Source organism: Bradyrhizobium pachyrhizi (assembly GCF_029714545.1).
GTDB lineage: Bacteria > Pseudomonadota > Alphaproteobacteria > Rhizobiales > Xanthobacteraceae > Bradyrhizobium > Bradyrhizobium pachyrhizi.
Map to the genome: position 1 here is coordinate 5,303,507 of NZ_CP121667.1, position 24,143 is coordinate 5,327,649.

A 24,143-nucleotide genomic window follows, 5' to 3' on the forward strand; every position below is an offset into this window, starting at 1 on the left:
TAGCAGCTGCCGCGTCCGCTACGCTTGTTGTATCAGCCAGACTGACTGCGTCTGACGCCAACGCAATGCTCCGGGTGATGAAAAGTCTTTCAATACAGTATCAATGTACCTGATTTGGACGCGGGCTCCTGTGCCATCCGCGCAACAAGTCATTACTTTCGAAATCGCGTCTCCTTCGAAGCCCCGTCGGCGCCGAGCGGCGCGCCCTCCCGCAATAGACCGGCCCGCCGGTCCCAGCGACGTAACACCACAACTCGCCCTTGCGCTTCAGCAAGAGCGAGGGCCAGCAACGATTGGGCGCGGCTTGTACGGCTTCTCCTGATCGCCGCTATTTCCCGGCCGAACCGGCGAACGCCGTATCGAGCACATCCCCGATCGGCTGCCAGCTACGGCCATCGAACTGAAGCAACCGCAATTGCTCGACCGGTCGGAACTGAGCGGTGTTGATCTTGATGCCGGGGAGCAAGGCGGACGCCTGATAATCCCTGAGCGCCGCGGCCTGCTTCATGACATTCTCGCGCGACAGGTCGTTGCCGCATTGCCTGAGCACCTCGACCATCGTTTCGGCGGCGGCATAGCCGTAGACTGCGGCCGCGTCATCCTTGCCGCCGGCTTTGGTATACTTGTCCAGGAAGCTGTACCAGGCGCCCTGCTCCGCTCTCCAGGCCGGATCGCTCGCATCCTTCAGGAACGCGGCGGTGATGACGCCGGTCGCATTCTCCGTGCCGGCCCGCTTGAGCACCGTCTCGATCGATGACGCCATCTGGTTCACGACGAACACCGGCCGCCAACCGTGGTCGGCCGCCGCGCGGATCACCTTGGCGGCATTTTCCGGTACTCCGGCAAACACAAAGACCTCGGCGCCCGATTGCTTCAGGATCGAGACGTGGCCGTCCAGGTGCTGATCGTCGACATCATAGGCGATGTCGACCCTGATGTTGTGGGCGACGTCGCCCAGCCCCTGCACCAGTCCCTTGAACAATTCGCGCCCGAACTGGTCATTCTCCCAAAGCGCCACGATTTTCTTGCCGGGATAGAACGCCTGGATGTAGTTGGCGTAGATGCGCCCTTCCTCGCGATACGAGGGCTGCCAGCCCATGGTCCACGGATAGGCCGCCGGCTCACTGAGCTCGTGATCGCCGGAAGCAACGAAAAGCTGGGGGATCTTCCGTTCGTTGAGATACTTCCGCACCGCGAGATTCCCAGGCGTGCCGAACGAACCGAACATCAAGAGCACATTGTCGGTTTCGACCAGAATGCGCGTGAGATCCATGGCGTTGGAGGGATCCGACAGATCGTCATAGGACATGAAGCGGATCTTGCGGCCATTGATGCCGCCGCGTTCGTTGATCATCTCGAAATAGGCGGCTTCCGCCTTGCCGATCTGGCCGAAAATCTCCAGCGCGCCGCTATACGGCATGACATTGCCGATCCGGATTTCGGTGTCGGTAACGCCCTGGTCGCGCACCTGCTGCGTGATGGCGCCGAGAGACGCCAGCGCGACGACGCCGGCCAGGAGCGCTCGGATCAAGATAGCCATGAGAAGAGCTCGCACGACGGCAGCCGCCGCTGCCTAGTTTCGGACCGGCCCGCGCTCATTCATTGATCTGGATCATAGCACTCCGACGGGAGCACCGACATCCCCTTGGTCCACACTCCCGCCATTGCGAGCGAAGCGGAGCAATCCATCTTTCCGCGTGCAGAGACGTCGATTGCTTCGTCGCGGAACCTGTCGTCGCGCGCGCGTCCGCGCGACCTGTTGGCTCCTAGCAATTGGACAGGGCGTTACGATCCCGCCAGCCACCAGGTCTGGATCGTCGCCGCGAAATTGTTCAGCCCGTGCAGCAGGATGGTCAGCCAGGTCGAGCCGGTGCGGAAGCGCAAATAGCCGAACAGGAGGCCGATCGTCAGCACCTGGCAGAGGAAGAACCAATCGTATTGCAGGTGCATCACGGTCCAGACGATCGACGACAGCAGGATCGCGCCATAGGGTCCGAGCGCGGATTCCGACCAGCCGCGGTAGAGCCAGCCGCGTGCGAACAGTTCCTCCCAGAGCGGCGCGGCTACGGCGAAGGCGATCACCAGGAGCCACAGTGCGCTGTGCTCCTGCGCCGATTTCAGCACGTCGCCCATGAAGCCCGGCGACACCTCGCGGCCGGCGGCTCGGGACACCATGTCCCAGGCCCCGACCAGTACGACGAGCGCGACGACGCCGATGATCACGTTCTTCCACGACGTCCCGCGCAGCCCGAGATAATCGGCGAACGAGATCCGGGTCCTGCGGATCGCGAACCACAGCACCAGCAACACCATCGGCAGGCCGGCGAGGACCGAGAGCGAGATCGTCAGGCCGTCGGCGACCACGTGGGTGATGCCGGCCGTCGACACCTCCCCGCCCTGCGCGACGATGCGCCAGACGATGACCGTGACCTGGCCGACGAACATCGCGGCGAAAATCAAAAGGCCCCACAGTGCGGTGCCCCAGAATTTCCAGACCCGCGGGGGGAGCGGCGGCGGTTCGACAGCCGACGGCGAAGTATCGGGATTGAGTGCGTCCATCAGCAAACCTTCATGGCAGCGCCCGCGCCAGCAGCGCGCGCTGATCGGTATCGGATAAGTCCACCGCGCCGTACATCCCGGCGTGGCGTTCGGCAAGCCGTGTCGCCGCCAACAGCTCGGCGTTTTTCGGCGAGACCTGGTTGAGCGCCGCAGTTGCCGCCAGGAGCGCCAGCTGCTCGACCGCAAGCCGCGCGACGCGCTCGCTGTCCGGCCGGCGGAACGACTGCCCGATCGAGCCAACGGCCTCGGCGGCGCCCGGCAGGCCCTTGGTCTCCTCGGCGAGAGCGCGCAGCACGGCGAGTGCGGCGTCAGCCTCGCGGCCGAGTGCGCGCAGCACGTCGAGGCACATCACGTTGCCGGACCCCTCCCAGATTGCGTTGACCGGCGACTCCCGGTAGTGGCGCGCCAAAATGCCTTCCTCAACATAGCCATTGCCGCCGAGGCACTCCATTGCCTCATAGAGGAAGCCGGGCGCGCTCTTGCAGGTCCAGTATTTGATCGCCGGCGTCAGCAGCCGCATATAGGCGGCCTCGCCCGCATCGGCCGGCGCGCGATCGAAAGCACGGCAGAGCCGCATCACCAGCGCGATCGACGCCTCGACATGCAGCGCCATGTCCGACAGCACCGCCTGCATCAGCGGCTGGTCGGCGAGGTGTTTCTGGAACACGCTGCGATGCCGCGCGTGATGGAGCGCGTGCGCCAGTCCCGAGCGCATCAGCCCAGCGGATGCGATCGCGCAATCCTGCCGCGTCAGCTGCACCATCTGGATGATGGTGCGGATGCCCTTGCCCTCCTCGCCGATCAGCTCGGCATAAGCGCCGTGGAATTCGACCTCCGACGAGGCATTGGAGCGATTGCCGAGCTTGTCCTTCAGGCGCTGGAAGTGGATTGCGTTGACCGTGCCGTCGGGCGCAAAGCGCGGCATGAAGAAGCAGCTCAGCCCATTCATCGTCTGCGCCAGCACCAGGAAGGCGTCGCACATCGGCGCCGACATGAACCATTTGTGCCCGGTGATGCGCCAGGCCTCGCCGTTGCGCTCGGCGCGCGTCATGTTGGCGCGCACATCCGTGCCGCCCTGCTTTTCGGTCATGCCCATGCCGAGAGTCATGCCGCGCTTGGTCCACCATGGCGCAAAGCTGGGGTCGTAGGCGCGCGTTCCGATCACCGGCATCGTCTTCGCCAGAATATCCGGCTGCGAGGCCAGCGCCGCGACCGAGGCGCGCGTCATCGTGATCGGGCAGAGATGGCCGGTCTCGACCTGGGAAGCGATGTAGAACCTTGCCGCGCGCACCACCTCGGCCGCCCCGCCGGCCGGCTTGCCGTCGGCGCTCCAGGTCGAGTTGTGCACGCCGGCATGCGCGGAGTGCGCCATCAGCTCGTGATAGGCCGGGTGAAACTCGACCTCGTCGCGGCGATTGCCCCTGGCATCGAACAGCCGCAGCTTCGGCGTGTTCTCGTTGGCAACGCGGCCGCGCTCCGCCATGGCAGCGGATCCCCACTGCTTGCCGAAATCGGACAGCTCAGCCGTTGCCGCCTCCCCGCCATTGGCAGCGACCGCCGCGGCGAGCGGCGCGTCCACCGTGAACAGGTCGACATTTTCGAACGGCGGCGACTGGTTGAAGACGTCGTGGGTGGCAAACGGAGCCTGCGTCATGGTCTCCTCGGCAACTGGTCTGCACGCATGCGGCCTGGACAACAGGCCTTCCCCGGCCGGGATCACGGGCCAGCCGCGGCGCAATGGAATCGGAGGATCATAAGCCTGCGAGCCGGCGCGGGGCAGCGAAAAGTACACGTCCGCCAGATGCTTCTATGCTTTAGACGCTTGCGCGCTTGGGCGCGTGGCGGCCGAGCCAGCGGTCGACCCAGTCATTGACGCGGGTCCGGTTCGCCTCCTTCCTGGAAGCCTGGACCGGAAAAATGTCGCCGCTGCTCAATTGCCGATTATCGGGATAGGCCGCCCACTGCATGTTGGACTCATGCGCGGCGCCATCCACCGGCGAGATGTAGGCAAACCGGATCTCGATCTTGTGCTTGATGTCGGCGCCTTGCCATTTCGGATGATGGCGCGCCAGAAGCTCGGTAAGCTCGCACGGCAACAGATCGGAGGTCGAGCTTCGCGATCCCTCGGTCTTCTCCATGTAGCATTGTTCCTTGACGCTGCTGACGCGCGCGTCGATCGGCCGGAAGTTCAACCGCTTGTCGAGCTCGCTATAGACATAGAAGCTCGCGACGGCGACAGCGATCATAGCGTAGAGGCCAAGGCGCATGGTTGTGCTTCCGTCCTGTCGAACCGCGTCGGTCAGATCGAACGCGTCTTGTCCGCCTTGGTCTTGGAGGCGAGCACAGGAAACACATCCCCGGCGCGCAGCGGCTTGCCATTGGGGAAATAGGACATCTGCAGGCTCGACTGGTGCGTGGCCCCGTCGACCGGCGAGACATAGACGACCTTCACCTCGATCTTGTGCTTCACGTCATAGCCCTGCCACTTCGGATGCTCCTTGCGCAGCAACTCGGCAATCTCGCAGCGGGTCAGGTCGGAGGTCGACGTCGTCTTGGTGATGACCCCGCGCTCGACCTTTTCCAGATAGCATTGCTCGCTGACGCCGCTGATGCGGGCATCGACGCGCTGATAATTCGCGCTCTTGTCGTGTCGATCGTAGATCAAGACGCCGGCGACGCCGACGACAACAATTGCAATGGCTGCGAAACGCATGCTGCATGCTCCCGTGTTGCCCGCACTTCATACGGCCACAATTAAGGAGTGTTGAAAGGTCGCTCGGCTACTTTTGCGATGGCAAGCGTCGTCTTGCGAAAATGCTTCGGATTTGAGGAAAATCCTGCGCTGGAGCTTCGGTTCTGATTGAATCAGAATCGAAGCTCTAGTCTCTTGTTCTGACGCGTTTTCTTCACGCGAACCGGCGTCCACTTCGCTCGAAAACGCTTTAGCGCGCCCGGACGATCGGGAAGTCGTAGGCCGGCCCGCCTGCCCCCGGCAGCGAAAAGTGCCACCATTCCTTGGCATAATTCGCGAACCCCTGACGGGCCATCGCCGCGACCAGCTTGGTGCGCCAGCGTCTCTGCGCCGGCGCGATCCAACCGGCCGCGGTGTGGGCCTTCACGTCGGAACAATCGTAGCCGGTGCCCATGTCGACGCTGCCCTCCGGGGCGCGCGCGGCGGCCGGCGCGGTGCAGTCGGCATAGTCCCTGGCCGGATCGAACTTGCGCGAATTGTCGGCGCCAAGATCGACCAGCGTGAGATCGACCGCGGCCCCTGTCGAATGCCCCGAATGGGTGGCGATGTAGCCGAGGCGGAACAGGTCGGCCTTCGAGAAGGCCGGGTTGTAGCGCCGCTCGGCGGCGCTCTCGGTGCCGTTTTTCGACCACGCCACCATGTCGGCGACGGCACGGGCCGGCCGGTAGCAATCGAACATCTTCAGCGACAGTCTTTGCCGGGCCAGTTCCTGCTGCACGGCCTTGAGCCTGAGTCCGACCTCCCGCTTCACCACGCATTCCGCCGCGCCATAGCCCGCGAGCGGCCGGCCCATGAAATTGTTCGCGGCGGCGTAGCGGATGTCCTGAATGATGGTCGGATCGATGTTGCGGAGGAACGCGAAGTCGCCGGGCAGGTTCTGAGCGAAGGCAGGCGAGATCGCCCCCGGGATCAACGCGATGGTCATCCATGCGATCACGACAATTTTCACGAGGTCTCGCTCCGGCGTCACGGCCGGGTATAGCCCGTCAGGAGGACGGCGTCGCTGCCGCTCCGCCTATGCCCGGCCATCCACGTCTTGTTCCGGAAAACCCCGCAAAAGCAAGGCGCGGATGTCCCGCGGCGAGCCCCGGCAGGACCGCCGAGAAGGCAACGACATCTTACTCGGGGAAAACTCCCGCGAGCCCTCTTCGCGCTTGCCCCACCGGCCATCCGCGCCTATAGCTCTCGCTTTAATGACCCCATCGTTGAAATCGACTTTTGTCCTCGGTCACCGGCATCTGCTGGGCATCGAGGGCCTTTCCGCTGACGACATCACGGGCCTGCTCGACCTCTCCGAGGAGTATGTCGAGCTCAACCGCCAGGTCGACAAGAAGCGCGCCAGCCTGCGCGGCCGTACCCAGGTCAATCTGTTCTTCGAGGCCTCGACCCGGACCCAGTCCTCGTTCGAGATCGCCGGAAAACGCCTGGGCGCCGACGTCATGAACATGTCGGTGTCGTCGATGTCGACCCGCAAGGGCGAGACGTTGATGGACACCGCGGTGACGCTGAACGCGATGCACCCGGACATCCTGGTGGTACGCCACCACGCCTCCGGCGCGGTCGAGCTCCTGGCACGCAAGGTTGACGGTTCCGTGATCAATGCCGGCGACGGCAGCCACGAGCACCCGACCCAGGCGCTGCTCGACGCCCTGACGATCCGCCGCAACAAGGGCCGGCTGGAGGGGCTGACGATCGCGATCTGCGGCGACGTGCTGCATTCGCGCGTGGCGCGCTCCAACATCTTCCTGCTCAACACCATGGGCGCCCGCGTCCGCGTGGTGGCCCCCTCCACCCTGCTGCCGCCCGGCATCGAGCGGATGGGCGTCGAGGTCGCGCGCGACATGCGCGAGGGGCTGAACGGCGCCGACATCGTGATGATGCTGCGGCTGCAGCGCGAGCGCATGAACGGCTCCTTCGTGCCGTCGTCGGGCGAGTATTTCCACTATTTCGGCCTCGACCAGAAGAAGCTCGGCTATGCCAAGCCGGACGCGCTGGTGATGCATCCGGGCCCGATGAACCGCGGTGTCGAGATCGACACCTTCGTCGCCGACGGCGCGCAGTCGCTGATCCGTGAACAAGTCGAAATGGGTGTGGCAGTGCGCATGGCGGTGCTGGAAGCGCTCGCCCGCAACCTGCCGAACGCGTGAGACCGATGCTGACCGATCGCCGCCCCATCCTGCTCGCCAACGCCCGCGTCATCGATCCGTCGCGCGATTTCGACGGTCCGGGCGATGTCCTGATCGCCGACGGCGTGATCCGTGACGCCAAGCGCGGCATCGGCGCCGCCGGCGTCCCCGAAGGCACCGACATCGTCAATTGCGCCGGCAAGATCGTGGCCCCCGGCCTGATCGACATGCGCGCCTTTGTCGGCGAGCCCGGCGCCAGCCATCGCGAGACTTTTGCCTCTGCCAGCCAGGCCGCCGCGGCCGGCGGCATCACCACCATCATCTGCCAGCCCGACACCTCGCCGGTGATCGACAATTCCGCGACCGTCGACTTCGTGCTGCGCCGCGCCCGCGACACCGCGATCGTCAACATCCATCCGATGGCGGCGCTGACCAAGGGCATGCAGGGCCAGGAGATGACCGAGATCGGCCTGCTCAAGGCCGCCGGCGCCGTCGCCTTCACCGACGGCGACCGCAGCGTCACCAACGCCCAGGTGATGCGGCGCGCGCTGACCTATGCCCGCGATTTCGACGCGCTGATCGTGCATCACACCGAGGACCCGCATCTGGTCGGCGAAGGCGTGATGAACGAGGGCGAATTCGCCACAAGGCTCGGCCTTGCCGGCATTCCCACGGCGGCCGAGTCGATCATGCTCGAGCGCGACATGCGGCTCGCAGGCTTGACCGGCGGGCGCTATCACGCAGCCTCGCTGACCTCGATCGAGTCGCTGGAGATCCTCAAGCGCGCCCGCGACGCCGGCCACAATGTCTCGGCCTCGGTCTCGATCAACCACGTGACGCTGAACGAGAACGACATCGGCCCCTACCGCACCTTCCTCAAGCTGGCGCCGCCGCTGCGCACCGAGGAGGACCGCAAGGCGCTGGTGGCCGCGCTCGCCTCCGGACTGATCGACGTCGTGATGAGCGACCACAATCCGCAGGACGTCGAGGTCAAGCGGCTGCCGTTCGCGGAAGCGGCCAGCGGCGCAGTCGGCCTGCAGACCATGCTGCCGGCGGCGCTGCGGCTGATCCACAATGGCGAGATGGACTTCAAGACGCTGATCCGGGCGATGTCGACCCGGCCGGCGGAGCTGCTCGGCCTGGCCGGCGGCACGCTGCGCGCGGGTGCACCGGCCGACGTCATCGTGATCGACGCCGACACGCCCTGGGTGCTCGACCGCGACGATCTCAAATCACTGTGCAAGAACACGCCGTTTGACGACGCCCGCTTCTCGGGCCGCGTGACGCGGACGATCGTCGGTGGACGGACCGTGTACGAGCACGTCTGAAACTGGGGTGGAACTCAGCGCGACGCGAGTTGCGACATCGCTTCCATCGTTGTGCCAACGACGATGGCCGCGACGTAAACGACAAAGAAAAACTGCTCCAGCCGCCTGCGAACAGAAGCCATGATAAGCTCCCTCATTACCAAGGCCATGGTGCGGATTTATGGTTAATATTTCATTGACGGCACTGCCCCGTTTTGGGTGAGACCGCTCCAGGGAACCACCGCGATGTCTGCTGATGGGCTGCTGCCGCTCGCTTTCCTGATCGGCTACCTGCTGGGCTCGATCCCGTTCGGCATGGTGCTGACCAGGATGGCCGGCACGCAGGATCTGCGCACGGTCGGCTCGGGCAATATCGGCGCCACCAATGTGCTGCGCACCGGCCGCAAGGGCCTCGCCGCGGCGACGCTGCTCGGCGACATGCTGAAGGGCACCGTCGCCGTCATCATCGCCGGCACCATCGACGGCCCGAACGCGGCGATGCTGGCGGCGCTGGGGGCTTTCCTCGGCCACCTCTTCCCGGTCTGGCTCAAATTTCGCGGCGGCAAGGGTGTCGCGACCTATATCGGCGTGCTGCTCGGCCTGTTCTGGCCGGCGGCGCTGATCTTCGCCGCGATCTGGCTCGGCACCGCCTACACCACCCGCTACTCGTCGCTGTCGGCGCTGATCGCCGCGTTCGTGACGCCGCTGTTCCTGTGGTGGTTCGGCCACAACGCGCTCGCCTCGCTGTTCGCCGTGCTGACGCTGCTGCTGTTCTACATGCACCGCGAGAACATCCAGCGCCTGCAGGCCGGCACCGAGGGCAAGATCGGCGAGCGGAAGTGACGTCAGTCATTCCGGGGCATCGCGTCAGCGATGAGCCCGGAATCCAGAGGTTGTGGCGCGAGATTCCGGGTTCGATGCTGCGCATCGCCCGGAATGACGAGGCCTATTTCCTCAGCGCGTCCTCGACAAAGCTCGCCGCCGCCAGCGCCTTCGCATCATCGCCAAAACCCGCGATCACGGTCACGCCGACCGGCAATCCGCCCTCGGCGGTCAGCGTCGGCACGTTGACGCAAGGCACGCCCATCAAGGTCCAGAGCCGGTTGTAACGGGGATCGCCGGTCGACGCCAAACCCTCGGGTGCCGCGCCCGGCGCCGACAGCGTCAGCAGCACGTCGACCTCCGAGAGGATCGTGGCCAGCGCCTGCCGCGCGCGCAGCGTGACGGCCATCGCCGCGTCGTATTCCGCCGGCGTGCCGCCCTTGCTCTCGTCGAGCCGGCCGCGCAGGAGCGGCGGCATCGCATCGTAGTTCTGGCCGTATTCCCAGGCGAACGACTGATGCGCCTCGAACTCCTGCACCACCGGATGGATCCGCCACGCCTCCGCGACGACCTCGGGCATCGCGAGCTCGCGCACGGTCGCACCCGCCTGCTCCGCCGCACGCGCGGCCTTCTGCAACGCCTCCGCGCCGGAAGGTTCCGGCGAACCGGCGAAGGCCTGCGTCACCACGCCGATGTGCGGCGCGGAAACCTTCGACGGCCCCACCAGCTCAGGCCGCCTGGTCATCGCAGCGAGCCCCAGCGCGACGTCGCGCACGCCGGCGCCGAACAGCCCGACGGTGTCGAGCGTCCAGGAGAAGCATTTCACGCCGACGGTCGGCAGCAGGCGGTAGCTCGGCTTGATCGCGGCGACGCCACAGAACGACGCCGGCCGGATCACCGAACCGCCGGTCTGCGTGCCGAGCGCCAGCGGGATCATCCCGGCCGCGACCGCGGCGGCCGAACCCGACGACGAGCCGCCCGGCGTGTGCGCGTGATTGTGCGGATTGAGCGTTGCGGTCGGATCGTTCGCCGCGAATGCCGTCGTCGTGGTCTTGCCGATGATGGTGGCGCCGGCCTGCTTCAGCGCCATCACCACCGGCGCATCGGCGCGCGGCTGATGCCCGCGATAGATCGCGGCGCCCATCTCGGTCGGGAGGTCAGCGGTATCGATGATGTCCTTGATACCGACCGCAATCCCGCGCAGCGGCCCGGCCTGTTGCGCACGCGCCGTCTCGTCGAGGCGAACGAAGGCGCCGATGGTTCTGTCCCGCGCCGCGATGGCGTCCCGCGTCTGCGTGATGGCGGCATCGGTGGACAATTCGCCGGAGGCGATGCGGTGTTGGAGATCGGCAAGCGAAATCATCGGCAGACGTCCTGTTTCTTGATGGTTCTTGACGGTTTTTTGGCAGCTTCTTGCCAAGCGCTTTTAGCGCGTCGCGCGCGGCTGCGCCAATGTCGCAGTTGATCACAATCTCAGGTTGGGCGAAGCTAAGCCCCGCATGCATGACCGCTCGCCCAGCCCTCCAAAACTCACCGACACCGAACGGCTCAACCGCCTGCGGCTGATCCGCTCCGACAATGTCGGCCCGCGCACCTTTGCATCGCTGCTCCGCCATTTTGGCGATGCGGCGCACGCGCTGGAGCGCCTGCCTGACCTCGCGCGCCGCGGCGGCGCCTCCGGCCCCGGACGCATCTGCAGCGAGGCCGACGCTGCGGCAGAGCTCGCAGCCTGCCGCAAATTCGGCATCGATCTCGTCGCGCCGGAGGAAGCGCATTATCCGGCGCGGCTTGCCACCATCGACGATGCGCCGCCGCTGCTTGCCGTGCGCGGCGCGCGCGACACCCTGATGCGGCCGATGATCGCGATCGTCGGCTCGCGCAACGCCTCCGGCGCCGGGCTGAAATTTGCCGGCCAGCTCGCGCGCGATCTCGGTGACGCCGGCTTTGTCGTGATCTCGGGCCTCGCCCGCGGCATCGATCAGGCAGCTCACCGCGCCACCGTTGCCAGCGGCACGGTCGCCGTGCTCGCCGGCGGCCACGACAGGATCTACCCGCCGGAGCACGAGGATCTGCTGGCCGCCCTCCTCGAACACGGCGCGGCGATCTCGGAGATGCCGCTCGGCCATGTGCCGCGGGCGCGCGACTTCCCGCGCCGCAACCGTTTGATCTCGGGCGCCTCGCTCGGCGTCGTGATCGTCGAGGCCGCGCATCGGTCGGGCTCGCTGATCACGGCGCGGATGGCTGCCGAACAGGGCCGCGAGGTGTTCGCGGTGCCGGGCTCGCCGATCGATCCGCGCGCCGCCGGCGCCAACGACCTGATCAAGCAAGGCGCCACGCTGGTCACCGAAGCCGCCGACGTCATCAGCGCGGTCACGCCGATCATGGAACGGCCGGTGATGCCTGGCTTGCGCGAGGACGACGAGCCGCTGGACTTTGCCACTGACAGCGGCGATCGCGCCCGCATCATCGATCTGCTCGGGCCGAGCCCGATCAGCATCGACGATCTGATCCGGATGGCCGACGTGTCGCCGGCCGTTGTGCGCGCCGTGCTGCTTGAGCTCGAGCTCGCCGGCAGGCTCGAACGCCACGGCGGTGGGCTGGTGTCGCTGATTTAGTGCTCCGGCTTGACGGCTTACGCCAATCCGTCACCGTGATCCTGAGGAGCCGCGCAGCAGGCGTCTCGAAGGACGCACGGCCCCGCTGGTGGCTGTCGCCCCTTCGAGACGGCCACGTTGCGGCCTCCTCAGGGTAACGGACAACACGTTTCAACCTTCCCCATTCCGCGCATCGAAGTCGTTTCGCGCCCCCTCGATCTCCGGCAGATGCGCGAATGCCCACTGGCCGAGCGCCTTCACGGGCGCCGCCAGTCCGCGGCCGAGATCCGTCAGCTCATAATCGACCCGCGGCGGGATGGTCGGAAACACCGTACGCGTCACCAAGCCGTCGCGCTCGAGCCCGCGCAGCGTGAGCGTCAGCATCCGCTGCGAGATGCCATTGATCATGCGCTTCAACTCGTTGAAGCGCTTCGGCCCGTCGATCAGCATCATGATCACGAACACGCTCCATTTGTCGCCGACCCGCGCCAGCACGGAGGCGACCGCGCGGCAATCGCTGTGGTCGGGGCTGGGCCGCGGCAGCGGAGCGGTCACATCGATGTTCTCGGGTCTCATTTCTGTGCTCTGGTTTCAAAAATGTGCGTTCTTGCGGAGATTTAGGGTGGTCACTCATATAGCGCCAGTTACAAACCTATACCAAAGGTGACCTCTGCCATGAAACTTCTGCACATCGATTCCTCGGTCCTCGGCCCCCACTCCGTCAGCCGCCAGGTCTCCGCCGCCGCCGTCGAGCGGCTGCGCCAGGCCAATCCGCGCCTCGTCGTCAACTACCGCGACCTCAGCCAGACCCCGCTCGCCCACCTCTCCGGCCTGCACCTCGCCGCCAGCCAGGGCGCGGCGCCGGACCCGTCGGTGCGCGACGACATCGCGACCGGCCAGGCGGTGCTGGACGAGTTCCTCGCCGCCGACATCGTCGTGATCGGCGCGCCCATGTACAATTTCACGATTCCGAGCCAGCTCAAGGCCTGGATCGACCGCATCCTGGTTGCGGGCAAGACCTTCAAGTATGGCGCCGGCGGCGTCGAGGGACTGGCCGGCAACAAGCGCGTCATCATCGCGATCTCGCGCGGCGGCTATTACGGCGCCGACACGCCGATGGCCGCGCTCGAGCACCTCGAGACCTACCTGCGCGGTGTGTTCGGCTTCATCGGCGTCAGGAATGTTGAGTTCATCCCCGCCGACGGCATCCAAGTCGGCCCCGAGCATCGCGAAAAGGCGGTTGCGGGCGCGCTGCAGGCCGCCGGCAATCTGAACGCAGCCTGATGTGATTCAAAGCGCCTGCTGTCGCCTGGCGGCGGCAGGCCGTTCAGGCGGAGGAACTCAGAACCAGACGCCCTGAATGCCGAGGATGACGGCGACCAGCGAAATCAACAGGCCGATGCCGGAGAACAGCGCGACCGTCACGAATTGCGTCGTATCTGAACTTTCGAATGCGGGCGAAACCGGGATCGACGTCGAAATGCGGGCTGCTTTCGGCATGGCGGCACTCCAAATGATTCCGTGGTGAAAAATCCCCCGCCCATTCAAGAGTCCGGCGAGTACGTCAAAGGTTCAAGCATGATCCGGAAAAGTGCGAAGCGGTTTTCCGGAAAGATCATGCTCAGACAACAAACTATTGCGCGATGATAGTCGCAAACGAAATCGGCCGGTATGAAACGCTTCACACCGGCCGTTCGATACAATGAGAAACAAATTATCCGCGATAGATCGGCGCGCCCGCCGGTGATGCGGTTGCACCGCCGTCGATGAACAGCTCCTGCCCTTGCACATGCGCGGCGTCGTCCGACGCCAGGAATAGCACGGTCTTTGAAATGTGATCGGGCTCGCCGATCCGCCCGAGCGGCGTGGTCTTGCCGATCCGCTGCTCAAATGTCTTCTCGGCCTCGGGCGTTGCGATCGCCGCGCCCCAGATCGGGGTGCGCACGGCACCCGGCGCCACCACGTTGACGCGGATGTTGCGCGGCGAGAATTCTGACGCCATCACCCGCGCCATCGCGCGCACGCCGGCCTTGCTCGCGGCATAGGCCGAGTAGCCGGGATTGCCGAGCACGGAAATCACCGACCCGTTGAGAATGATCGATGCGCCGTCGTTGAGATACGGCGCGACCGCCTGCACCGTGAAGAACACACCGGTGAGATTGGTCCGGATCACATTCTCGAATGCGGCCAGCGTGGTGCCGCCGACCGGCGTCTGGCCGGGAATGCCGGCATTGGCGAACAGCACGTCATACTTGCCGAACTTCTCGGTGCCCTGCTTCACCGCGGCTTCCAGCGCCGCGACGTCGGTGGCATCGGCCGCCACCGCGAGCGCGTTCGGCCCGAGCTCCCTGGATGCCGCCGCAAGCGTCTCCTTGTTGCGCCCGGTGATGACGACCTTGGCGCCCTCCGCCACGAACAGCTTCGCTGTCGCGAGCCCGATGCCGCTGTTGCCGCCGGTGATCAACGCCGTCTTGTTCGCCAGTCTCATGTCCGCCTCCAATTGGTTGCATTATTAAACTTCATTGCCTAGCTAGGGCATACGGTTTAATATTGCAACCACACAAGGTCGTGATGGCCCGAATTCCTGGAGACGGTCGGTGAAACGAACCAGCCTTGCAGGCGACAGCTGTCCCGTCGCACGCGCGCTCGACGTGTTCGGCGACTGGTGGTCGCTCCTGATCATCCGCGACGCCAGCCTCGGCCGGCGCCGCTTCGGCGAATTCCAGGCAAGCCTCGGGCTTGCCAAAAACATCCTTGCCACACGGCTGCGCACGCTGGTCGAGCGCGGCATCCTGAAGACGGTTCCCGCCTCGGACGGCAGCGCCTATCAGGAATATGTGCTGACGCCGAAGGGCCACGGCATCTTTCCGATCCTGGTCGCGCTGCGGCAATGGACCGAGGAATTCGACGAGCATCCAAACGAGATCGCGACCATCCTGGTCGACCGCGACAAGGGCAAGCCGGTGAAGAAGCTCGCGCTCTATTCGCAGGATGGACGCGTGCTTGGCGCGGCCGACACTGCGCTGAAGCCGCGGCCTGCAGCGAAGCGCGCGCGGCGTCTCGCGAGTACGTAGGATGGGTGTTGTTGGTACGACACGACGGGCAACTCAGCAAAAACCTGCCAATGCTTCGCCTGCAAAAATATTTCGCTTTATCCGAAGCGCAACTCAGTGTTATGAATTGCCCGTCTCACCCGATCGAGGGGCGCTTCGCGGTCGTCACGAACGTGGTCACAGACGACGCCACACATTCGGTGTCGTCCCTGCGAAAGCAGGGACCCATAACCACCGATGGTCATTGTTGAGCAGTGCTGCAACGACGAATCCCCTCCACAACACCCGCTGCGGCGTGTGGGTCCCTGCTTTCGCAGGGACGACACCGGTCGATGCGGGGCGATCCAGTACGCCGCGGCCGCACTAAGGCCAGGACGACGAATGGAGAGAGCCCCGACCCCTGCATCCCGCGACGCCCCTCACGACAACCTCCTCCGGCTGCACGAACGCAGTTGCTCGTCGGCCTCCAGGCGGGCCATCACGAACAGGCGCTCGAGGACTTCGAATTTGTGGCGCTGGGCGAGTTTGGCGAGTTCGGTCGCGGCGGCTGCGATCAGGACCAGGGCATCGTCCGGGCCGCCCTCCCCAGCCGTCTCGTCGCCCGCCGGTCGCCGCCGGCCCGACGCCTTGCGCTTCCGGCCGCCCCTGTGCTGCTCAAAAGGCCTAATCCGATTTCCACCCTATATATAGAGAGATACGCCCTTTCCGGACGCAACTCTAGGACGTATTTTGCAACCCCTGGGATAGAAACTCCACAGCTTGGCGCCTCCCTTCAATATCTGGCGATTTGACAGGGACCGCCCCAGCACCCATGTTCGCCCCGACACGGCGGGCCGCGAGTCTAGCGGAACCCACCTTCAAGTTTTCCCACAAGCTATTGGAATGACATGAATATCGTCATTGTGGAGTCGCCGGCCAAGGCCAAGACGATCAACAAATATCTGGGGTCCTCCTACGCGGTCCTGGCGTCGTTCGGCCATGTTCGCGACCTCCCGGCCAAGAATGGTTCCGTCGATCCCGACGCCAATTTCCAGATGATCTGGGAGGTCGATGCGAAGGCCGCGAGCCGGCTCAACGACATCGCCAAGGCGCTCAAGGGTGCCGACCGTCTGATCCTCGCAACCGACCCTGATCGCGAGGGCGAAGCGATCTCCTGGCACGTGCTGGAGGTGATGAAGGAGAAGCGCGCGCTGAAGGACCAGAAGGTCGAGCGCGTCGTGTTCAACGCCATCACCAAGCAGGCCGTCTCCGAGGCGATGAAGGCGCCGCGCCAGATCGATGGCGCGCTGGTCGACGCCTATATGGCGCGTCGCGCGCTGGACTATCTGGTCGGCTTCACCCTCTCCCCCGTGCTGTGGCGCAAGCTGCCCGGCGCCCGCTCCGCCGGCCGCGTGCAGTCGGTCGCGCTGCGGCTGGTCTGCGACCGCGAGCTCGAGATCGAGAAGTTCGTGCCGAAGGAGTACTGGTCGCTGGTCGCGACCTTGCTGACGCCGCGCGGCGACGCCTTCGAGGCGCGGCTGGTCGGCGCCGACGGCAAGAAGATCGCACGGCTCGACATCGGCTCCGGCGCGGAAGCCGAGGATTTCAAGAAGGCGATCGAGGCCGCCCTGTTCAAGGTCGCGACCGTCGAGGCCAAGCCGGCCCGGCGCAATCCGCAGGCGCCGTTCACCACCTCGACCCTGCAGCAGGAAGCGAGCCGCAAGCTCGGCTTCGCGCCGGCGCACACCATGCGCATCGCGCAACGGCTCTATGAGGGCATCGACATCGGCGGCGAGACCACCGGCCTCATCACCTATATGCGAACCGACGGCGTGCAGATCGCGCCCGAAGCGATCACGCAGGCGCGCAAGGTGATCGGCGAGGACTACGGCAACGCCTACGTGCCGGACGCCCCGCGCCAGTACCAGGCCAAGGCCAAGAACGCGCAGGAAGCCCACGAAGCGATCCGCCCGACCGATCTGTCGCGTCGCCCGGCCACCATCGGCCGAAGGCTCGATGCCGATCAGGCGCGGCTCTATGAATTGATCTGGAAGCGCACCATTGCGAGCCAGATGGAGTCGGCCGAGCTCGAGCGCACCACCGTCGACATCGAGGCCAAGGCCGGCTCACGCGTGCTGGAATTGCGCGCCTCCGGCCAGGTCATCAAGTTCGACGGCTTCCTCGCGCTCTATCAGGAAAGCCGCGACGACGAGGAAGACGAGGATTCGCGCCGCCTGCCCGCGATGAGCGAGGGCGAGGCCGTGAAGCGCCAGAGCCTTGCCGTCACCCAGCATTTCACCGAGCCGCCGCCGCGCTTCTCGGAAGCCTCGCTGGTGAAGCGGATGGAGGAGCTCGGCATCGGCCGCCCCTCGACCTACGCCTCGATCCTGCAGGTCCTGAAGGACCGCGGCTATGTCAAGCTCGAGAAGAAGCGGCTGCACGGCGAGGACAAGGGCCGCGTCGTGGTCGCGTTCCTGGAGAACTTCTTCTCGCGCTATGTCGAATACGACTTCACCGCCGATCTCGAGGAGCAGCTCGACCGCATCTCCAACAACGAGATCGCTTGGCAGCAGGTGTTGCAGGACTTCTGGCGCGGCTTCATCGGCGCGGTCAACGACATCAAGGACCTCCGGGTCGCCGAGGTGCTCGACGCGCTCGACGAGATGCTCGGCCCGCACATCTATCCGCCGCGCGCGGATGGCGGCGATGTCAGACAATGCCCGACCTGCGGCACCGGCCGGCTCAACCTCAAGGCCGGCAAGTTCGGCGCCTTCGTCGGCTGCTCGAACTATCCGGAATGCCGCTACACAAGGCCGCTTGCGGCCGACAGCGCCGAGAGCGCCGACCGCGTCCTCGGCACCGATCCCGACACCGGCTTCGATGTCACGGTGAAGGCCGGCCGCTTCGGCCCCTACATCCAGCTCGGCGAGCAGAAGGATTACGCCGAGGGCGAGAAGCCGAAGCGCGCGGGCATTCCAAAAGGCACCTCCCCGGCCGATGTCGACCTCGAACTGGCGCTGAAGCTGTTGTCGCTGCCGCGCGAGATCGGCAAGCATCCGGAAACCGGGCAGCCAATCACCGCCGGCCTTGGGCGGTTCGGGCCGTTCGTCAAGCACGAGAAGACCTATGCCAGCCTCGAGGCCGGCGACGAGGTCTTCGACATCGGGTTGAACCGCGCCGTCACGCTGATCGCTGAGAAGATCGCGAAGGGCCCGAGCGGCCGCCGCTTCGGTGCCGATCCCGGCAAGCCGCTCGGCGATCACCCGACGCTCGGCGCGGTCGCGCTGAAGAACGGTCGCTACGGTGCCTATGTCGCCGCCGGCGGCGTCAACGCGACGATTCCGAGCGACCGCACCCCCGACCAGATCACGCTCGCCGAAGCAATCGCGCTGATCGACGAGCGCGCGGCCAAGGGCGGCGGCAAGAAGGCCAAGAAGGCGAAGGCGGAAAAGCCCGCCAAGGCGAAGAAAGCCAAGTCCGAGGCGACCGAGACTGACGGCGACGCCGACGCCAAGCCCGCCAAGAAGGCGGCGTCGAAGAAAGCCGCAGCGAAGCCGAAAACGGATGCGACCAGCAAGGCGCGCGCGCCGGTCGCCTCCGGTGCCAAGACGTCGCCTGCAAAATCATCGGCACCAGCGAAAGCACCCGCGAAGAAAAGCGCCGGCAAGGCACGAGGATAAGTGAAACGAAAACCCGACAATGGCTTTCCGGGCCGGGATGCCATCGTCGCTTTCATCCGCGCCAATCCAGGCAAGCTCGGCACCCGCGAGATCGCGCGCGAGTTCGGCTTGAAGAACGCCGACCGCGTCGAGCTGAAGCGGATCCTCCGCGAGCTCGCCGACGACGGCACAATTGCCAAGCGCGGCCGCAAGATCCACGAGCCGGCGGCGCCGCCCCCTACCGTGCTGGCCGACATCACCGGGCGCGACAGCGACGGCGAGCTGATCGCTACGCCCGCCGAGTGGGACTCGGACGAGAACGGCACCGCCCCGAAAATCCGCATCGAGACGCCGCGGCGGCCGAAGCCCGGCACCACCGCCGGCGTCGGCGACCGCGCGCTGCTGCGCGTCGAAGTCACGGACGAGCAAGACGGCACGCCCTATCGCGGCCGCGTCATCAAGGTGATCGATCACGGGCGCACGCGGATCCTCGGCATCTTCCGTCGCAATCTCGATGGCGGCGGTCGCCTGATCCCGGTCGACAAGAAGCAGGCCGGCCGCGAGCTCAACATCGCCAAAGCCGACAGCGGCGGCGCCGAAGACGGCGATCTCATCAGCGTCGACCTGATCCGCACCCGCGGCTACGGCCTCGCCTCCGCCCGCGTCAAGGAGCGGCTCGGCTCGATTGCCAGTGAAAAGGCGATCAGTCTGATCGCGATCAACACCCACGATATCCCGCAGGTGTTCTCCACTTCTGCGCTGCGCGAAGCTGAAGACGCCAAGCCCGCGACCTTGCAGGGCCGCGAGGACTGGCGCGACGTGCCGCTCGTCACCATCGATCCGCCGGATGCCAAGGATCACGACGACGCGGTGCATGCGGAAGTCGATCACGATCCCAATAACAAGGGCGGCTTCATCGTCCATGTCGCGATCGCCGACGTCGCCTTCTATGTGCGGCCCGGCTCGGCGCTCGACCGCGACGCGCTCCAGCGCGGCAACTCGGTGTATTTCCCTGATCGCGTCGTGCCGATGCTGCCCGAGCGCATCTCCAACGATCTCTGCTCGCTGGTGCCGGGCGAGCCGCGCGGCGCGCTGGCGGTGCGGATGGTGATCGGCGCCGACGGCCGCAAGCGCTCGCATACCTTCCACCGCGTGCTGATGCGTTCGGCCGCAAAGCTCCATTATGCGCAGGCGCAGGCCGCGATCGACGGCAGGCCGGACGACACGACGGGCCCTATCCTCGATCCGATCCTGAAGCCGCTGTGGTCGGCCTACGAGCTGGTCAAGCTTGCACGCAACGAGCGCGACCCGCTCGATCTCGATCTGCCCGAGCGCAAGATCCTGCTGAAAGCCGACGGCACCGTCGATCGGGTGATCGTGCCGCAGCGGCTCGATGCGCACCGGCTGATCGAGGAATTCATGATCCTCGCCAACGTCGCCGCGGCCGAGATGCTGGAGAAGAAGGCGCTGCCGCTGATCTACCGCGTGCACGACGAGCCGAGCCAGGAGAAGGTGCACAATCTGCAGGAATTCCTCAAGACGCTCGACCTGCCCTTCACCAAGCAGGGCGCACTGCGTCCCACCCAATTCAACCGCGTGCTGGCGCAGGTCGCCGGCGAGGACTACGAGCCGCTGGTCAACGAGGTGGTGCTGCGTTCGCAGGCGCAGGCCGAATACTCCGCCGAGAACTACGGCCATTTCGGCTTGAACCTGCGCCGCTACGCCCACTTCACCTCGCCGATCCGTCGCTATGCCGATCTGATCGTGCATCGCGCGCTGATCCGCGCGCTCGGGCTTGGCGAAGGCGCCCTGCCGACGGATGAGACCGTGGAGACGCTCGCCGAGATCGCCGCGCAGATTTCCGTCACCGAGCGCCGCGCGATGAAGGCGGAGCGCGAGACCACCGACCGGCTGATCGCGCATTTCCTTGCCGATAAGGTCGGCGCCTCGTTCCAGGGCCGCATTTCCGGCGTGACGCGATCCGGCCTGTTCGTGAAACTCGACGACACCGGCGCCGACGGCCTGATCCCGATCCGAACCATCGGCAGCGAATATTTCAACTACGACGAAACCCGCCACGCGCTGATCGGCACGCGCAGCGGCACCAAGTATCGGCTCGGCGACGTCGTCGATGTGCGTCTGGTGGAAGCCGCGCCGATAGCCGGCGCGCTGCGATTTGAGTTATTATCCGATGGTCAGGCAATTCCGCGCGGCAGAAAACACGACAGCGTAAGGGCCGAGCGCCGCGCCGCCGGATTTGGCAAGGGACCAAAAGGATCAGGCAAGAAGGCGCACAAGGAGCGGAAATCGCGCAAGAAGGATCGCACGCCGGCGCAGCAGAAGTCCGGCAAATCGAAGCGAGGCAAGTCATGGAAGTGACACCGCCGACGGTGGTCTGGACTCGCGAGGCGGCCGAGCCCGAGAAGCGCGACGCGTGGAGCGCGATGAAGCGCGGGTTCCGCTGCCGCTGTCCGCGCTGCGGAAAAGGCAGACTGTTCCGCAAGTTTCTCAAATGCGACGGCCATTGCCCGGTCTGCGATCTCGACTTCACGCCGCATCGCGCCGACGATCTGCCTGCCTATCTCGTCATCGTTATCGTCGGCCATATCGTGGTACCGATGGCGCTGTGGATCGAGACTAATTATTCGCCGCCGGTGTGGCTGCAGCTTGCGATCTATCTGCCCTTCACGCTGTTAGCATCGCTGGCTTTGTTGCAGCCGGTGAAGGGAGCCGTGATCGGCTTGCAATGGGCCCTGCGCATGCATGGCTTTGACGAGAATCCCCCTAGCGACATCCCGCCGGTCTAGCTAAACCGGGCCGCAAGAAGAAATGAAAGGGATGAAATGACTGAAGCTGCCGCACCCGCCGCTGTCGTCCACCAGGGCGAAAAAGAAGCCGATCATCATGCGTATTTCCGGCCGAAGGATGCCGCGACGCTGATCCTGATCGATCGCTCCGGCGCCAAGCCGAAGGTGCTGGTCGGCAAGCGCCACGACAAGGTCGTGTTCATGCCCGGCAAATTCGTTTTCCCCGGCGGCCGCGTCGACAAGGCCGACAATCGCGTGCCGGTCGCAGCGCCGATCACGCCGGAGCTCGAAGCCAATTTGTTGAAGGGCAGCCCGAAGATCACGCCCGGCCGCGCGCGTGCGCTTGCCAACGCCGCGATCCGCGAGGCCTGCGAGGAGACCGGGCTCTGCCTTGGCCGCAAGGTCGAGAAGCGGCACAAGCTCGACGGGCCCTGGGCGCCGTTCGCCGACGCAGACCTCTTGCCCGATCCGTCCGGCCTGTTCCTGATCGCGCGTGCGATCACCCCGCCCGGCCGCGTCCGCCGCTTCGATACGCGCTTCTTCACTGCCGACGCGTCGACGATCGCCCATCGTGTCGAGGGCGTGGTGCATGCCGATGCCGAGCTCGTCGAGCTGGTCTGGGTCGAGATCGGCTCCGAGCCGCTCGCCGACGCGCATGCCATGACCAAGAACGTGCTCGCCGAGCTCGACCGCCGTCTAGCCACCGGCCCGCTCCGCCACGACGCGCCCGTGCCGTTCTTCCATTTCTACGGCGGCAAGATGCAGAAGGATGTGCTGGGGACGTAGTAGCGCCCCGTCCTTGGGAGAAGCTCGCGACGAAATTGCAAAGCAATTTTGCGCCGAAGCGACGAAGCAATCCACGGTTCAAGAAGCGGTGAGATGGATTGCTTTGCTTCGCTCGCGATGACGACCGTAAGGCGAGCGTGGACTTATCCTCTGACCGGCCCTCAAATTGCAAAAATCTTCTGGCGCCGTCAGGATGGCGCGCCGCGAAACGCCTCCCTATCTGTTCCGCTAACGACATCAAGGACGGAACGGGGCAATGGCGAAGCGTCAACTCAAGCTCGGCGCGTTCATGCGGCCGATCAGCATTCACACCGGTGCCTGGCGCTATCCCGGGGCCTGGCCCGACGCCAATTTCAACTTCGACCACATCAAGACGCTGATCCGCAAGCTCGAGGCCGGCAAGTTCGACGCCTTCTTCATGGCCGACCATCTGGCCGTGCTGAACATGCCGATCAACGCGCTGAAGCGCAGCCACACCGTGACCTCGTTCGAGCCGTTCACGCTGCTGTCGGCGCTCGCCGCCGTGACGGAGAATATCGGCCTGATCGCGACCGGCTCGACCACCTTCGACGAGCCCTATCACGTCGCGCGGCGCTTCGCCTCGCTCGACCACATCTCGGGCGGCCGCGCCGGCTGGAATATCGTCACCACGTCCAATCCCGATGCAGCGCTGAATTTCGGCCTCGACGACCATATGGAGCACGCCGAGCGCTACAAGCGCGCCCGCGAGTTCTACGACGTCGTCACCGGCCTGTGGGATTCCTTCGCCGACGATGCGTTCGTGCGCGATGTCGGGTCCGGGCTGTTCGTCGATCCCGACAAGATGCATGTGCTCAATCACAAGGGCAAATATCTCTCGGTCCGCGGTCCGCTGAACATCGCCCGCCCCGTGCAGGGCTGGCCTGTCATCGTGCAGGCCGGCGCTTCCGATGACGGCAGGCAGCTTGCGGCCGAGACCGCGGAAGCCGTGTTCACCGGCGGCGGCAGCCTGGCCGACGGACAGAAGCTCTACGCCGACATCAAGGGCCGCATGGAGAAGGTTGGCCGCGATCCGGAGCATCTGAAGATCCTGCCCGGCGCCTTCGTCGTCGTCGGTGACAGCGTCGAAGAAGCAAAAGAGAAACGCGCGCTGCTCGACAGCCGCGTGCATTACGACAGCGCGATCGCCTCACTGTCGGTGATCCTCGGCACCGATGCGTCCGGCTTCGATCCCGACGGACAGTTGCCGCCGATCCCCGAAACCAATGCCAGCAAGAGCGGCCGGCAGCGCCTCGTCGATGTCGCAGCGCGCGACAAGCTCACCGTGCGCCAACTCGCCCAGCGCGTCGGCGGTTATGGCGGGCTCGCCTTCGTCGGCACGCCGCAGACCATCGCCGACCAGATGGAGGAATGGCTGACCGGCCGCGGCAGCGACGGCTTCAACATCATGTTCCCCTATCTGCCGCAGGGCCTGTTCGACTTCGTCGACAAGGTGGTCCCGGAACTGCAAAAGCGCGGGATTTTCCGCAAAGAGTATGAGGGGCGGACCTTGCGCGAGAATTTGGGCCTGCCGCGGCCGAAAAATCAGTTCTTCGAGGGGTAATAGGCCCGGAATCGGGGTGATCTTGGCTCAGAAATCCTTGACTTTGGGCTGTTTCTGGCTAGTTTCCGGGCCAAACGCGGGCCGATTTGGCCGGCTCCCGAATTCCCCCGATTTTCG

The 24,143-nt window shown here is 65.5% G+C and carries 21 protein-coding genes; 11 read left to right on the top strand and 10 right to left on the bottom strand.

From position 1 onward, the window contains the following. Positions 1–328: 328 nt before the first annotated feature. The 6 genes from QA639_RS24985 to QA639_RS25010 form a co-directional block, all read right to left on the bottom strand. Positions 329–1,540, bottom strand: a complete 1,212-nt coding sequence (locus QA639_RS24985) for an ABC transporter substrate-binding protein (protein ID WP_157340961.1) — start codon at positions 1,538–1,540, stop codon at positions 329–331. Positions 1,541–1,785: 245 nt separating this feature from the next. Beyond that, complete coding sequence (locus QA639_RS24990) at positions 1,786–2,559, bottom strand: CPBP family intramembrane glutamic endopeptidase (protein WP_283087587.1); 774 nt, start codon at positions 2,557–2,559, stop codon at positions 1,786–1,788. A gap of 10 nt (positions 2,560–2,569) precedes the next feature. Beyond that, the gene (locus QA639_RS24995) at positions 2,570–4,213 is read right to left on the bottom strand and encodes an isovaleryl-CoA dehydrogenase (RefSeq protein WP_157340959.1); all 1,644 of its coding nucleotides are present in this window, start codon (positions 4,211–4,213) and stop codon (positions 2,570–2,572) included. 160 nt (positions 4,214–4,373) lie between these two features. After that, positions 4,374–4,826, bottom strand: coding sequence for a hypothetical protein (locus QA639_RS25000; RefSeq protein WP_283087588.1), 453 nt, complete (start codon positions 4,824–4,826; stop codon positions 4,374–4,376). Positions 4,827–4,858: 32 nt separating this feature from the next. Then, the gene (locus QA639_RS25005; RefSeq protein WP_092078151.1) at positions 4,859–5,272 is read right to left on the bottom strand and encodes a hypothetical protein; all 414 of its coding nucleotides are present in this window, start codon (positions 5,270–5,272) and stop codon (positions 4,859–4,861) included. Positions 5,273–5,501: 229 nt separating this feature from the next. Next, entirely contained in the window at positions 5,502–6,236 is a 735-nt protein-coding gene (locus QA639_RS25010; protein WP_157341302.1) for a M15 family metallopeptidase, read from the bottom strand. 268 nt (positions 6,237–6,504) lie between these two features. On the opposite strand from QA639_RS25010, the gene QA639_RS25015 reads away from it, so the two are divergent. From QA639_RS25015 to plsY, 3 genes are all read left to right on the top strand, one after another. Beyond that, a complete protein-coding gene (locus QA639_RS25015; protein WP_026192854.1) occupies positions 6,505–7,458 on the top strand; it encodes an aspartate carbamoyltransferase catalytic subunit in 954 nt (317 codons plus the stop codon). 5 nt (positions 7,459–7,463) lie between these two features. After that, positions 7,464–8,765 (top strand): dihydroorotase, encoded by a 1,302-nt coding sequence (locus tag QA639_RS25020; protein WP_028336372.1) that lies wholly within the window; start codon positions 7,464–7,466, stop codon positions 8,763–8,765. Between the two features lie 225 nt (positions 8,766–8,990). Then, positions 8,991–9,587, top strand: a complete 597-nt coding sequence (gene plsY / locus QA639_RS25025; protein ID WP_157340955.1) for a glycerol-3-phosphate 1-O-acyltransferase PlsY — start codon at positions 8,991–8,993, stop codon at positions 9,585–9,587. A 103-nt stretch (positions 9,588–9,690) separates the two neighbouring features. Here plsY and QA639_RS25030 read toward each other — a convergent pair whose 3' ends face one another. Further along, the gene (locus QA639_RS25030) at positions 9,691–10,929 is read right to left on the bottom strand and encodes an amidase (RefSeq protein ID WP_283087589.1); all 1,239 of its coding nucleotides are present in this window, start codon (positions 10,927–10,929) and stop codon (positions 9,691–9,693) included. A gap of 136 nt (positions 10,930–11,065) precedes the next feature. Here QA639_RS25030 and dprA point away from each other — a divergent pair, with 136 nt between their 5' ends. Continuing rightward, positions 11,066–12,181: a DNA-processing protein DprA gene (gene dprA / locus QA639_RS25035; RefSeq protein ID WP_028336375.1), complete on the top strand. Its 1,116-nt coding sequence runs from the start codon at positions 11,066–11,068 to the stop codon at positions 12,179–12,181. Between the two features lie 150 nt (positions 12,182–12,331). On the opposite strand, the gene QA639_RS25040 is transcribed toward dprA, so the two are convergent. Then, the gene (locus QA639_RS25040) at positions 12,332–12,736 is read right to left on the bottom strand and encodes a winged helix-turn-helix transcriptional regulator (protein WP_157340953.1); all 405 of its coding nucleotides are present in this window, start codon (positions 12,734–12,736) and stop codon (positions 12,332–12,334) included. Between the two features lie 99 nt (positions 12,737–12,835). On the opposite strand from QA639_RS25040, the gene QA639_RS25045 reads away from it, so the two are divergent. Then, positions 12,836–13,444 carry an FMN-dependent NADH-azoreductase gene (locus QA639_RS25045; protein WP_157340951.1) on the top strand — a complete coding sequence of 203 codons (609 nt, stop codon included), beginning with the start codon at positions 12,836–12,838 and terminating at the stop codon, positions 13,442–13,444. A 57-nt stretch (positions 13,445–13,501) separates the two neighbouring features. Here the strand turns inward: QA639_RS25045 and QA639_RS25050 are convergent, their stop codons facing one another. Together QA639_RS25050 and QA639_RS25055 are read right to left on the bottom strand one after the other, a co-directional pair. Continuing rightward, positions 13,502–13,660 carry a hypothetical protein gene (locus tag QA639_RS25050; protein WP_198400075.1) on the bottom strand — a complete coding sequence of 53 codons (159 nt, stop codon included), beginning with the start codon at positions 13,658–13,660 and terminating at the stop codon, positions 13,502–13,504. Between the two features lie 214 nt (positions 13,661–13,874). Further along, positions 13,875–14,648, bottom strand: a complete 774-nt coding sequence (locus QA639_RS25055) for an SDR family NAD(P)-dependent oxidoreductase (RefSeq protein ID WP_028336378.1) — start codon at positions 14,646–14,648, stop codon at positions 13,875–13,877. A gap of 109 nt (positions 14,649–14,757) precedes the next feature. Here QA639_RS25055 and QA639_RS25060 point away from each other — a divergent pair, with 109 nt between their 5' ends. The 6 genes from QA639_RS25060 to QA639_RS25085 all read left to right on the top strand — a co-directional run bounded on the left by QA639_RS25060 (position 14,758) and on the right by QA639_RS25085 (position 24,026). Next, the gene (locus QA639_RS25060; protein ID WP_028336379.1) at positions 14,758–15,234 is read left to right on the top strand and encodes a winged helix-turn-helix transcriptional regulator; all 477 of its coding nucleotides are present in this window, start codon (positions 14,758–14,760) and stop codon (positions 15,232–15,234) included. Between the two features lie 866 nt (positions 15,235–16,100). Beyond that, positions 16,101–18,872, top strand: a complete 2,772-nt coding sequence (gene topA, locus QA639_RS25065) for a type I DNA topoisomerase (protein WP_157340945.1) — start codon at positions 16,101–16,103, stop codon at positions 18,870–18,872. Continuing rightward, positions 18,873–21,230: a ribonuclease R gene (gene rnr, locus QA639_RS25070; protein WP_283087590.1), complete on the top strand. Its 2,358-nt coding sequence runs from the start codon at positions 18,873–18,875 to the stop codon at positions 21,228–21,230. Beyond that, complete coding sequence (locus tag QA639_RS25075) at positions 21,221–21,658, top strand: DUF983 domain-containing protein (protein WP_028336383.1); 438 nt, start codon at positions 21,221–21,223, stop codon at positions 21,656–21,658. The genes rnr and QA639_RS25075 overlap by 10 nt, the downstream gene beginning before the upstream one ends. A gap of 36 nt (positions 21,659–21,694) precedes the next feature. Continuing rightward, entirely contained in the window at positions 21,695–22,444 is a 750-nt protein-coding gene (locus QA639_RS25080) for an NUDIX hydrolase (RefSeq protein ID WP_028336384.1), read from the top strand. Between the two features lie 256 nt (positions 22,445–22,700). After that, positions 22,701–24,026, top strand: coding sequence for an LLM class flavin-dependent oxidoreductase (locus QA639_RS25085; protein WP_157340940.1), 1,326 nt, complete (start codon positions 22,701–22,703; stop codon positions 24,024–24,026). Positions 24,027–24,143: the final 117 nt, after the last annotated feature.

What these genes read in the sequence shown, in the direction of transcription:
- QA639_RS25040 (WP_157340953.1), bottom strand. Translation starts at nt 12,736, where the DNA reads ATGAGACCCGAGAACATCGATGTGACCGCTCCGCTGCCGCGGCCCAGC.
- QA639_RS24990 (WP_283087587.1), bottom strand. Translation starts at nt 2,559, where the DNA reads ATGGACGCACTCAATCCCGATACTTCGCCGTCGGCTGTCGAACCGCCG.
- QA639_RS25005 (WP_092078151.1), bottom strand. Translation starts at nt 5,272, where the DNA reads ATGCGTTTCGCAGCCATTGCAATTGTTGTCGTCGGCGTCGCCGGCGTC.
- QA639_RS24995 (WP_157340959.1), bottom strand. Translation starts at nt 4,213, where the DNA reads ATGACGCAGGCTCCGTTTGCCACCCACGACGTCTTCAACCAGTCGCCG.
- QA639_RS25030 (WP_283087589.1), bottom strand. Translation starts at nt 10,929, where the DNA reads ATGATTTCGCTTGCCGATCTCCAACACCGCATCGCCTCCGGCGAATTG.
- QA639_RS25000 (WP_283087588.1), bottom strand. Translation starts at nt 4,826, where the DNA reads ATGCGCCTTGGCCTCTACGCTATGATCGCTGTCGCCGTCGCGAGCTTC.
- QA639_RS25045 (WP_157340951.1), top strand. Translation starts at nt 12,836, where the DNA reads ATGAAACTTCTGCACATCGATTCCTCGGTCCTCGGCCCCCACTCCGTC.
- dprA (WP_028336375.1), top strand. Translation starts at nt 11,066, where the DNA reads ATGCATGACCGCTCGCCCAGCCCTCCAAAACTCACCGACACCGAACGG.
- QA639_RS25075 (WP_028336383.1), top strand. Translation starts at nt 21,221, where the DNA reads ATGGAAGTGACACCGCCGACGGTGGTCTGGACTCGCGAGGCGGCCGAG.
- plsY (WP_157340955.1), top strand. Translation starts at nt 8,991, where the DNA reads ATGTCTGCTGATGGGCTGCTGCCGCTCGCTTTCCTGATCGGCTACCTG.
- QA639_RS25080 (WP_028336384.1), top strand. Translation starts at nt 21,695, where the DNA reads ATGACTGAAGCTGCCGCACCCGCCGCTGTCGTCCACCAGGGCGAAAAA.
- QA639_RS25055 (WP_028336378.1), bottom strand. Translation starts at nt 14,648, where the DNA reads ATGAGACTGGCGAACAAGACGGCGTTGATCACCGGCGGCAACAGCGGC.
- QA639_RS25010 (WP_157341302.1), bottom strand. Translation starts at nt 6,236, where the DNA reads ATGACCATCGCGTTGATCCCGGGGGCGATCTCGCCTGCCTTCGCTCAG.
- QA639_RS25085 (WP_157340940.1), top strand. Translation starts at nt 22,701, where the DNA reads ATGGCGAAGCGTCAACTCAAGCTCGGCGCGTTCATGCGGCCGATCAGC.
- QA639_RS25015 (WP_026192854.1), top strand. Translation starts at nt 6,505, where the DNA reads ATGACCCCATCGTTGAAATCGACTTTTGTCCTCGGTCACCGGCATCTG.
- QA639_RS25050 (WP_198400075.1), bottom strand. Translation starts at nt 13,660, where the DNA reads ATGCCGAAAGCAGCCCGCATTTCGACGTCGATCCCGGTTTCGCCCGCA.
- topA (WP_157340945.1), top strand. Translation starts at nt 16,101, where the DNA reads ATGAATATCGTCATTGTGGAGTCGCCGGCCAAGGCCAAGACGATCAAC.
- QA639_RS24985 (WP_157340961.1), bottom strand. Translation starts at nt 1,540, where the DNA reads ATGGCTATCTTGATCCGAGCGCTCCTGGCCGGCGTCGTCGCGCTGGCG.
- QA639_RS25020 (WP_028336372.1), top strand. Translation starts at nt 7,464, where the DNA reads ATGCTGACCGATCGCCGCCCCATCCTGCTCGCCAACGCCCGCGTCATC.